Below are 10,271 nucleotides of genomic sequence, written 5' to 3'. Positions count from 1 at the left end.
CCACGGGAATTTCTGCGCAGTCGGGTATCACAACCCTAAGCGGGAAAAAGTGTCTGGATCTATGGGGTCAAATCCACGGTCATACCCAGGCCGGCGGCAACCTCACTATTAACGAGAACAACACTCCCTTCCTTCTTGTACTGAGCGATGAAATCAGGATGGCCTATCCACCAGGCACCATCAAACTTCGAACCCTGGGACACTTTGCCGGAAGCGGGTGCGAGACAACTCTTGCCCCATTGTTGGGCTAGTTCTCGATCTTGTGGGTTAGTGAAATTTGCGGTATTTACGTTTGAATTTATTGCTGCGATGTCCTCAGCGCATGGTGTTGTCGAGATAACCACGTTTGTGGTGATACTTGAGAAGTCATGCACGGCAGCCCAAAACAATGGCGCCTTGGTACTCGAGCTATTGAAATTTCCGACCATACTGATAACAGAGTTTGTTGGATTTGGTGCACCAGGATCAACACACGAATTTGCAGGCCGTGTTGTGATATTGCTTGTCACATCCACCACAGGAATAAAGGCCAGAATAAATACAGTAAATATGCCGAGTAAGCGCTTCCTCAGGAATTTAACGGCTAGCTCTCCGGCATTCCCTTCATCATCCCCCTGGGTCATGGCCTCAACTATAGACTGAACTATAGCCACAAAGAATGGAGCATAGACTAGGCCGCTTACACACAATGCTTCAACTACAACATCCATCATGTGTACCCCCATCAAGAGGGTGTACGGATCAATCCAATGGTTCGCGATCATGATGATTTTCCGCCCGACTTCATGAATGACTTGCCGGCGGAGTTCGCCATGCTTCCCGCTTGTTGCTGGATGCGAGCGCCTGTATTGAGCCCAGAGCTTACGTTCTGCTCCACTCCTTGAGAGGCACTTCCTATCATCTGGCTACCACCCTTAATGCCGACATATGCCATAAGGGCCATCCACAACTTTGGTAGCAAGTCATATGAGGTGTAACCAACTCTGGTCAAGATGCTTTCTTGCAGCCCAGACACGAATGTTGCAGAGCCCGCCCCAACCCCACCGTTTATACTTGAGTAGAAGAATAGATTGAGGGTGTTATCCATCCAGGTGGCCAGATTTACAAAGACCAACGTGAATTCAAGCCCAAAGTATGTAGCACTGATAGCAAGAGCGGTTTTTATATTGAAACCAGAGAATACCAGCAAAATTGGCGTGGCCATAATAAGAGCCATCTGCATAACACAGATTTGGATCGGTGTTGTATTCTTCAACACAATCGTGCCCGGCGCCTTTAGCAAATTTCCCACCGCAGTTCCTAGCCACCCAATCATCTCCTTCATGTAACCAGAAGCGCTGTCTGGTGCAACAGTGTGGTCTGTTTCGCCTGCGAATAGATTAGTGAGTTGGGCGCTTGCTTGTGGTTGCACTTTGGCTACCTTCGACATCGCCAACTTCTTCTCTGTCTCTGAGTCTTGTGAAGCGTTTATCAATATTTCCAGTGACCCTTGCGACTGGCTTCTTGCAGCCGAAACTGCTGCAGCCTCTATATGCTGGTATGCGACATCGCAATTTAGCCTCACCTCACCGCCTTCAGATAGCCCAACCGGCAAGCCAGCTGCGATAGCGGACTCCCTGCTTATTAAAACCGTATTTTGTTCCTTCTTATAAAATTCACGCAGTGACTGGGAGCCAGCCCAGGTAGAGTCGTCAAGACTTCCTCTACGGGTTGCATCACCAACTGCCGGACTGAGGCATGCTCGTTGCCAACTATCAGCGATCGTCTGGTCATAGCTATTTTCGAGATTTGCTGCCTGAATATTCACAGAAGCCATCTGCAAGTCAGCTGCACAAGGTGTATTGGCAATAACTGTGTTTGTAAATGTCGAAGAATAGTCATGAACCGCGAGCCACCAAACCGGCACTTTGGTGTAACCCCCTTGAAAATTCCCCATCATCATTTGCTGGTTAGTTGTTGGAGGTGCCTGGATTCGCTGATCTCCATCACAAGAATAGTTGCTAATGTTGACATCAAATCTCATCTGGCTGTTCGCCATTGGAACGAAGGCTAGAATAAACACTGGAAAAATGATCAATAGCTCTTTGCGAAGAAATTTCACCGCTAATTCACCGGCATTACCCTCATCCACGCCCTGAGTCATTGCCTCAACAATTGATTTAACGATCGCAACAAAAAATGGTGCATAAACCAATCCACTGGAGCAAAGAATTTCTGTGATCACACCCATTGAGTGCACACCCATCATAAGCGTGTACGGTTCAATCCACTCATTTACAATCATCAGAGTGCCCCATGCATTATTTCAACCGCAGTGAATGCCACAGCCATAAGGATTTGGCTTTGCCACAATAATTTCCTCCCATCTTTGGTTAATTCCTTTTTTGTTGCACGCTCTATTATTTTCGGGAGTGCAATTATTAGAATTGGCACAATGATCCATTTTGCCACTGTGGCACAACGGGCAAATTGCTGCCAAGCCTCACTATCAGTGTCGACAAGAAGTATCAACAATATCGAACAAAATAACACCGCAAGTATATAAATAACAAAAAGGAGGTATTTTCTCATTTCAGCTCCAGGGGTTTATAGAGAAAGCAATGGATAACCATTGCTTTCTACTGAAAGATATTAATTTGCAGTGCCAACAGGTAATTCATTAGTTGGTGTTCTGAACGAGCCCGGTTTGTTCTCCAGATTTGCTCTGCGCAAAATGTCTATCTGTGCGCTGCCGGCGAGCTCCTTCTTGAAGCGAAGTTCACGCTCAAGTAGGTCCATCTCCTGGATGAGCAGGGCTCTTTTGTGGAGTGCTTCAGACCGAACCGCTTCGTTGTTAGTCACGCTTTCATCCCTCAAACCAGCATCCATGATCCGTACAGAGTGAAGAAGTTTTTCGTAAGTGTTGGCCATTGAGATATCGGTCGCCAGTGCCGATACATAGGCCGCCTGTTCTGTTGGATGAATTTGCTTAATCGCAAGCAACAGGTCCCGGGTCACCTTAATACTCGATGTCGATGCGCTCTCGAGATCCTTGGTGGTGATGTTAGAACTAGGTCGCCTTGCAAGATCGAGAAGCTTGGCATTGGTTGCTTCAAACTCCTTGGCATATGCCGCTTTCGCACCTATGCCTCTATCCTCTTCACGAGGGGAAGCGTCACTGTCGGTATACATCCTGGTTTCACCCACAACATCCGAGATGAAGCTGTTGGCCTCCCGGGGTGACTTGAATACGGCCCCCATCCCCATAGCGTTAGTGGCTGATGTAGGTAAGGGTGAGCTATCGGTCGCAGCACGGCCTGCTAACGCATTGAACCCAGCATATGACGTGTGTTCGGTTACCTTGATAGGTTTACCAATCATTCCTCTCTTCTCAACACCGAACTCAACGCCTTTCTTGCCATCGTCATAACTCCGCCCGGCCGAACCATCCTTAAAGACGAGATCCTTTAACTGATAGTTTCCGTTCGCGTGCTTCTTGATGGCCTCCGCATATTCCTCACTCACTGTTAGATTCTTGAGAGCCCCAGCCGGCAATGCATCGAAAACCCCCTGCTGCATCTCCTGGCAGGTCATTACGTTGGTATTGAAAGCATCTGTAGCCGTCATACTCCCTGACATCAAACTGTCATAGAGATCAGGATTCGCTCTCTGAATTGCCATCCCGATGAGGCTAGTGGGATTCACTGCAGCCATCAGTTGACCAACCAGTGATGATTGCAGCTGTTTGAAGGAGCCGGAGTTAAAGCTGCCAAGCAATTCACTGTTCAAGCTCATAGCAGAACACGATAGATCTGCATTCCAACCGGCGGATGCTTTGCTGAATGGTTCGGTCGATGATGGTGCATCGATGGGTCGGCCACCACCAATCCGCTGATTTATTACAGCTCGCTCATCAAACTGAGCAGCCCAAGTTGCCCCACTAACCAAGGCTAGTAGACAAGCCACTGATAAAATTCGTTTTTGCATCGTCATCCCCAAGTTCATGAAACAGCCTACTTTAACTTGCTTGACTCAGAGAAATGGGGTGCATAAATGGACGTGGATTATCCTTCTTGCCAGAAGTTGCATTGCTTCAAGACCGTGATAACGTGGCCCCTGGTAATTGAAGGAGTTGTTTTATGGGTCAAGTCAAGCTTCCAAAGCCTGTCTACTACGATGATCTGAAGCATGCAGACACCGGGCACGAAATGTTCAGCTACCTTGTATTGGCGGCAGATCATTACCAAGTGCCGATGAATTGGGACATGAGCTACCCAGAGATGGCGAAAGCGATTCAAGGGCAATTGCAGGCACTAGATCTTGATTCAGCCGAAGCATCTGCACAGGTTGAAGGGTTGTATTGCATGATGGAGCTGATCGCGCTCATCAATCAAAAGCAACCAGGGGATAACCAGGCTAAGCAGCGGCATGTTCAGAGAGGTGCATTCAAAAAGTGAAAAAACCTGAACCCAGATTGGATCGTGAGGCTGTCATCTCCACAATTGGTACATATATCAAGTTACGAGAGAGCAACGAGGTGCTTGCATCGAGTAATCTTGAAATGATTGTTGCTCGTGTTACCCCCTTTATTGATGAACCAGATGCCGTTGCCCTGATCGAAAAATTCATGTCGGCTCGGCACACTTCATCTACGCGCATGCTGACCGATATTTACGATCTTTTGTCTACAACAGGTTGGCAAGTATCGATAGGCCCCTTGATATCAGGTTCCCGATAATATAAGGGCCCATTATGGGCCCTCTTCATTAAATACGATATAGGAAAGTTCCTCTCCTGGCACAGCACTCATACCGTCGCCAAAGTGTGTAGAGGTAATTATGGGTTGGAGAAAAGTCATCCTCGCTGTACTTGTACTCCTCGCTCGAATCTGCAGGGAATGCCTTACATCCAGTCTTACCGCGTGGATAGTTTCTTTGCCATTTGGCCGTTTCATCATCTCCTTCACGGGGAGGGACTGGAGCCCATACTTTGGCAGAACCAGCAGTGTCTGGTAATTTCTGATATATGTGTGCATTCAATGATGTGACAATATCAGCGGCCCGCTGGGCAATTACTGTTGAACCGGTATATCTGTTCGGATTAACGATGGAACCAATTCTGGGGAATATGTGCCCGAAGCGTTCACTCGACTGAACTATGTCGCCATACCCGCCGAGTGCGCTTCCTACAGCCCCGCTAAGTGCATCTCCGCTCTTTGCAAAGATCTTGCGATTGAAGTTGGATGGAAGTACCAATAATGGGGCTTCCAGAAGTCCCATCCGCCACTCCGGATCAAGAGTCGAAACGAAGTAAGGGTTGAACGGCATGACATCACTATTACAAAATCCAGACAAACTCAACATGCTTCCCACGAGATCCCTGAAACCGAGTAAGGCAGGGTTTCCATAGACATTCGTATCGAAGAAGTTCTTATTCGTTGCAGTACCAGTAGGCGATCCGCGGACGCCAGTCCCGACATCGAACCCATGATTCAGACCCCTTGCTAGTGGATCTGTTACTTGTGACATTGGTTTCGTCAACCAGGTGAGTGGGTAGGCCTCCCTATTTGATACTGTCTCGACTATGACATCTGGGTTGTAATGACTGACCACACTAGATGTTCTGACCCTACAATATGGGCCGGCACAGTGAAGCCAGAAGCATACTCCTTTGATTTTGTAGTCGACACATGAAAGGTCCATTGTGTCCGTTATTAGATCGAATATTTCGACCTTCTTATCACCATGAGGAAGAGTGTTATTGGCGTCCATGGCCATCGCCTTTCCACTTATGACCATGAGGCACAAAATTGCAATCCGCGCGCCTAGAGATAGTTTATTCACCATTCCCCCTTGTCGAGCCGTTCAACTCTCCACGGCTTCGCATCATTTCAAAGACCGAGTAGGCCTGTAGCGGATCGAGGCCATACACAATCCATTTTTTATTAAACACAACTGCAGGTACCTTCTCAACATTTAGAGACCGAGCCATCGTCAATGACTCTGCTGTAGTAGCATATTTATCAAGGACACTCTTTTTACTCAGCTTTGCGAACCGTTTGGTGGCGATTGCTGCAGCCTCCGCTTCAGAGGCGGGAAGTCCGGCACTCAATTCCATCTCAAGCTTGTAGATTTCATCTATCTGCCGGATGTGCACTGGTACGATCAACTTTTTAGCTAGTTGAGCACCTTCCACGTCATATCGAAGGCCATCCACGGTAAACACATCTACTTGAGTAACCTGCACTTCAGTAGCTTTAACTTGCGAGCTCAAGAGCGGGATCAGGATGACGAAAACCGTCAAGCTATGTCTAATCATCTGCCGTTCAACCATGCCATTCCGGCCATCCCCGAACAGGACCATTGCGTTAAGCTCAAGTGCTGCAGGCTGCTGATATGGGATATCAGTATCAGGCCCTCGGTTCAGAGTGTTTGTGCGCTTCATCCAGGCTTTCTTCCATGCGGTCCAGGGCCATCTTGCCAGCATCATCAGGAAGCCTCCTGTAGGCGTTGAGAGCGGCTCACGGCGTCCGAGCTGCGAGCCCTGATCTTTAGCCCCCGCTTGCGGTTCAGTTCTTGAGCCATCATCTCTGCGGCTTGGTACTGGGAAGACAACCCATACTGTTCCATCAGGGCACGCCGTTCGCTCTTTTCGTTCGGGTCTGTCATGGCGAGAGTCAAGAATATTGATGGTGGCACCTGACGAACCAACATTTCGCCAACAGTCTTGGGGTTACCCATCACAACTCCCTCTGTGTAGGCCCGTTGCTGCTTAGAGCAGCTCAAGATCATGACTTTCTGTTCAGGGGTCAAATTTCGGTACTTGCTAAGATCCTCCACCTCCTTGAATTCCATATTCAGCAAGAACCACCACTCGAATAGACCAAGCACCTTCTTGATGTCGTCACCTTTGGAGAAGTCTTCTACGTTCTGAGTGGCCAACAACATCCAAAGGCCTATCTTACGGGCAACTTTTACAGCAAATGCTATTTGGTACCCAAGAAGGGGGTTACCGGTGTAGAGGTGAGCTTCATCCACAATATTCACGACATCACGACGTTGGTTCTGTGTTTCTTCCGCCTTGTTAATTACTCTCTGCATGTAGCCAATGTAAGCAAGAGCAAGCTGAGCTGGATATCGGTCCGAACCGTAGACGCCAACATCAAGCACTGTTACATCCGCATCAGGCCAGGGTTCACCAACAGTATTGAACATTCGAGCATCCAGCTCGCCAGTGCAGTACATTTCGAGCGAGGCCGCTAGCTCTTTTAACCGGGTACGCTGGTCAGGTTCCAGCTTGGCCTCCCGTTCCGCGATCTCGAGCATTGCTTCTCGAACATCCTGGGTCAGTGTTTTCTTTCCATCACGGTAACTCTTAATCCCTGCAGCTAAAATGGCTGCACGCATAAGTGCTTTATCCAGCTGAGTGATCCGGGCGTATGCTTCCATATTGCCGCCTGTCACCATGATATAGAGGGACTGCTCCATTTCACCCAAGGGATCCCGTGGTGCATCATCTTCATCTTCATCTTCATCCTCATCATCAGCCGGCGTCTCATGCTGTGCTGTCATGGCTGCCGCCTTAGCTTTCGCCTTGGCTTCTTCGATTTGCTTCACAACTTCGCCGGCATCGAGGAATGGGCATAGCGAAAACTTGGCAGACTTGTTGATCCGCATGTAGTTAACCGTCAGGCCATGCTGGGCGAAATATTCACTCAACAGCTCAAACGACCCACCTTTATCCAGGATGAAAAGCCGTGGCCTATGCACAGCCATCACCGAGGCGGCCATATAGTTCAACGAGGCTGACTTACCTGAGCCTTGGGGTCCGATAACCACCCCATGAGCAGCCCGAACCCGGTCTTTGCCAAACATGTCAAACGTAAGGGGCTCACCCCCTCGATTCCATACCACAAGCCCTGGATTCCCTGTTCCCTGTTCGCGACCAAAGATCGGACACATGTTGGCCAAATGCTGGGAGTAGTAGAGCTGCATGTACTGGCGCTTCGTATCCAACTCTGGCTGGAAACAACCAGGTAGGTGCAGCGGGTAAGATTCAGTGATCAAGGGGTCTGTGGATGCGTCGAGCGCCATGACTCCGTTAGAGAGGAGGTTGTTTTTGAGTGACTTGCACCGGTCCTGCAGATCAACCAAATTTTCGCCGCGCACGTATACGCCCTGCGAAGCATAGAAAACGTCCTGATCATTCTGACGTTGGAGTTCAACTTCATTGAGTGCCTGCTGGGCCCGCTGCGCCTCCTGGGTCTCCCCCTTTTGGGCCGAACTCAAGCTCATGAGGTGCGAATCAATTTTCGTTGGGCTGACAAAAATAATAGTCTGAACAAGCATTGCACCGGCTGGTACAGAATCCATGAGGCAACTCGATCGTTGATTTTTCCCTGTACCTTTAGAAACCTCACCAGTCAATTGCCCCATATCCGGAGCCTGAGTTAATCCCTTAAAACGCATGAATGTATGTGGCATATCATCAAACCACCAACATCCATTGTCAGGGTCAGATATAGGCTCGGAAAACAAAACACTCTCAGCCAGATTAAATCCAAAAGGCTTATCCTTTTTCCGCTTAGGGTAGCCTACCAGTCGATAAAGTGCCTCACGATCACCATTAGTAATCGGTGGGTTGGGATTAAACCAATCCGTTAACCACCGAAATACAGTCTCGCCATCTAAGCGGCGAATCTTTACGCCAGAAGATGACAATAGATGAGAAAAACGATCCGCAACCTCATTAATATCATTTATCGGGTCAAAACTTGCCGACTCCATTTCTATCTTCGTGCAGCGCCTGTAGATTACACAATAAGTTCTCCGCATTTGGCCACGCCATTGTTTGCCAGTGACCTGAACATCCTTAAAAATACCTTCGGCCTGGTTAATGCCACGAAAATGATCCTCAAGAACATCAAGGAACTGTTCTGTGAATTCAGTATCACGAACTTCCTCATGAATAGATGCATATATATCATCAACATATCTATAAAGGTCATCATCCTTCCATGAATATATCTGAAGAACCCAATCAGATCCTCCATGAGCTATTCCGAATGCTTGCTTAAATGCAGCTTGAAGAGTATTCCTAAGTTCAGCAATTTGGTCTTTGGAGCGCCCCTCTGTTGCGATTGGAGATGCAGCGAACACTACTGCTTGAGAATAACAGTCCTCAAGCATAAAGGTTTTACTTTCTTCTAGGTATTCGGTGATTGAAAGCCTATCGGCAAAGCTATTAGGGTTGCGTCGATAATGTGACTGGACCAGTTTTTGTGTAACCGGCCCAAGCTTTCTTGCAAATGATGGCTTACGGGACTCATCAACATAAGATACTTCTTTGGTTTCATGATCCACTTCTGTTTGTACACTGCAGTGTTTCAGGTTTTGCTGAGCAGATGATTTTTTTGCTTGCGGAATAAATATATCTTTAATTTCCTGAAATAAGCTCACGAGTTCACCTTAGTCTTGATATTGCTGATTATCTGCCGCAACTTTACTCTGATCATACCGAGCATCCATTAACGGATAGAGTTCACCAGGAAGAGCATACTCGTCACGTTCAAACATTTTTGTTTCAGTGATGTACGCCGGGATCGGGGATCGCCCCTTTCCCGTGAGATGTGCAGGTACAAAAATATAAAGCGTTGGATTCGGGAGCACCTGATAACGTGGTTTTGGTGAGTTATGCAACTCATACACATCAATGTCAGGTTGGACGCCAACCATTTGAGGGGTTGTCATAATGCGATAATCACGCGCACTTGCGCCACCCCCCATGGTCTGATCAAAAACCATTTCAGCGGTGATGTCAGATTTTGGAATTACATCGTCCTTACTAGCACAACCAGCAAGGACGGCGTTAATCAAAACCACGATTGTTGCTGTAGTGATTCGTTTGTTGAACATGGGATACCTTGCGTCCTTTTTTATCATAATCAATGTCTATTTGGCTGGTAAGGTGAATTTCTACTCTGGTTCCAGGAGGTACGTAAACAGCGTCATATGCCCCTTGCTGACGTTCAGCAAGTGCTTCAGACCCTGATTGGACCCCCTTTCCAATTCCTTTCCCAAGCATGTAATTTATGCTGTTACTTTCGCCGACTATTGACGAACTTGAACTACCATCAGTATTCTTTGTAATCTCCGCTTGCCCATTCGCAAATGCTTCAGCCGCCCCGGCGAATGTATTAATGCCCATTGTCTGAGCTCTGACTCTTATACACAAATAGCGGTCTGAACGGAACTTTTCCCGTTTTCCAGGATCTGATCTTCCATGTGACTCCC

11 protein-coding genes are annotated in these 10,271 nt (G+C 47.9%); 2 read left to right on the top strand and 9 right to left on the bottom strand.

The window, feature by feature from the left end:
• Positions 1-59 precede the first annotated feature (59 nt).
• The 4 genes from PG899_RS23090 to PG899_RS23075 are packed head-to-tail and all read right to left on the bottom strand — an operon-like array spanning position 60 to position 3,972.
• Positions 60-764: a conjugal transfer protein TraG N-terminal domain-containing protein gene (locus tag PG899_RS23090; protein WP_270697748.1), complete on the bottom strand. Its 705-nt coding sequence runs from the start codon at positions 762-764 to the stop codon at positions 60-62.
• Positions 761-2,284 carry a conjugal transfer protein TraG N-terminal domain-containing protein gene (locus PG899_RS23085; RefSeq protein ID WP_210537782.1) on the bottom strand — a complete coding sequence of 508 codons (1,524 nt, stop codon included), beginning with the start codon at positions 2,282-2,284 and terminating at the stop codon, positions 761-763. The genes PG899_RS23090 and PG899_RS23085 overlap by 4 nt, the downstream gene beginning before the upstream one ends.
• Positions 2,284-2,571, bottom strand: coding sequence for a hypothetical protein (locus PG899_RS23080; protein WP_210537784.1), 288 nt, complete (start codon positions 2,569-2,571; stop codon positions 2,284-2,286). The genes PG899_RS23085 and PG899_RS23080 overlap by 1 nt, the downstream gene beginning before the upstream one ends.
• A 60-nt stretch (positions 2,572-2,631) precedes the next feature.
• Positions 2,632-3,972: a hypothetical protein gene (locus PG899_RS23075; RefSeq protein ID WP_210537786.1), complete on the bottom strand. Its 1,341-nt coding sequence runs from the start codon at positions 3,970-3,972 to the stop codon at positions 2,632-2,634.
• A gap of 146 nt (positions 3,973-4,118) precedes the next feature.
• On the opposite strand from PG899_RS23075, the gene PG899_RS23070 reads away from it, so the two are divergent.
• Complete coding sequence (locus PG899_RS23070; protein ID WP_210537788.1) at positions 4,119-4,436, top strand: hypothetical protein; 318 nt, start codon at positions 4,119-4,121, stop codon at positions 4,434-4,436.
• Positions 4,433-4,717, top strand: coding sequence for a hypothetical protein (locus PG899_RS23065; RefSeq protein ID WP_216945321.1), 285 nt, complete (start codon positions 4,433-4,435; stop codon positions 4,715-4,717). Before PG899_RS23070 ends, PG899_RS23065 begins: the two co-directional genes overlap by 4 nt.
• A 28-nt stretch (positions 4,718-4,745) precedes the next feature.
• On the opposite strand, the gene PG899_RS23060 is transcribed toward PG899_RS23065, so the two are convergent.
• From PG899_RS23060 to PG899_RS23040, 5 genes are all read right to left on the bottom strand, one after another.
• On the bottom strand, positions 4,746-5,750 hold the full coding sequence (locus tag PG899_RS23060; protein WP_210537792.1) for a TraU family protein: 1,005 nt from the start codon (positions 5,748-5,750) through the stop codon (positions 4,746-4,748).
• Between the two features lie 64 nt (positions 5,751-5,814).
• Positions 5,815-6,468, bottom strand: coding sequence for a DUF1525 domain-containing protein (locus tag PG899_RS23055; protein ID WP_210537794.1), 654 nt, complete (start codon positions 6,466-6,468; stop codon positions 5,815-5,817).
• The gene (locus tag PG899_RS23050; protein WP_210537796.1) at positions 6,468-9,437 is read right to left on the bottom strand and encodes a conjugative transfer ATPase; all 2,970 of its coding nucleotides are present in this window, start codon (positions 9,435-9,437) and stop codon (positions 6,468-6,470) included. The genes PG899_RS23055 and PG899_RS23050 overlap by 1 nt, the downstream gene beginning before the upstream one ends.
• 9 nt (positions 9,438-9,446) lie before the next feature.
• Positions 9,447-9,893 carry a hypothetical protein gene (locus tag PG899_RS23045; protein WP_210537804.1) on the bottom strand — a complete coding sequence of 149 codons (447 nt, stop codon included), beginning with the start codon at positions 9,891-9,893 and terminating at the stop codon, positions 9,447-9,449.
• The coding region (locus tag PG899_RS23040) for a hypothetical protein (protein ID WP_442866366.1) at positions 9,847-10,271 on the bottom strand (425 nt) is incomplete at its 5' end. The genes PG899_RS23040 and PG899_RS23045, both read right to left, overlap by 47 nt.

This window comes from Aeromonas sp. QDB39 (genome assembly GCF_027707585.1).
Taxonomy (GTDB): Bacteria; Pseudomonadota; Gammaproteobacteria; order Enterobacterales; family Aeromonadaceae; genus Aeromonas; species Aeromonas hydrophila.
This window is presented reverse-complemented; position numbering and strand designations above follow the sequence as displayed.

Excerpts from the sequence above, each read along its gene's own strand:
- PG899_RS23090 (WP_270697748.1), bottom strand. The coding sequence starts at position 764 with ATGATCGCGAACCATTGGATTGATCCGTACACCCTCTTGATGGGGGTA.
- PG899_RS23085 (WP_210537782.1), bottom strand. The coding sequence starts at position 2,284 with ATGATTGTAAATGAGTGGATTGAACCGTACACGCTTATGATGGGTGTG.
- PG899_RS23080 (WP_210537784.1), bottom strand. The coding sequence starts at position 2,571 with ATGAGAAAATACCTCCTTTTTGTTATTTATATACTTGCGGTGTTATTT.
- PG899_RS23075 (WP_210537786.1), bottom strand. The coding sequence starts at position 3,972 with ATGACGATGCAAAAACGAATTTTATCAGTGGCTTGTCTACTAGCCTTG.
- PG899_RS23070 (WP_210537788.1), top strand. The coding sequence starts at position 4,119 with ATGGGTCAAGTCAAGCTTCCAAAGCCTGTCTACTACGATGATCTGAAG.
- PG899_RS23060 (WP_210537792.1), bottom strand. The coding sequence starts at position 5,750 with ATGGACGCCAATAACACTCTTCCTCATGGTGATAAGAAGGTCGAAATA.
- PG899_RS23055 (WP_210537794.1), bottom strand. The coding sequence starts at position 6,468 with ATGATGCTGGCAAGATGGCCCTGGACCGCATGGAAGAAAGCCTGGATG.
- PG899_RS23045 (WP_210537804.1), bottom strand. The coding sequence starts at position 9,893 with ATGTTCAACAAACGAATCACTACAGCAACAATCGTGGTTTTGATTAAC.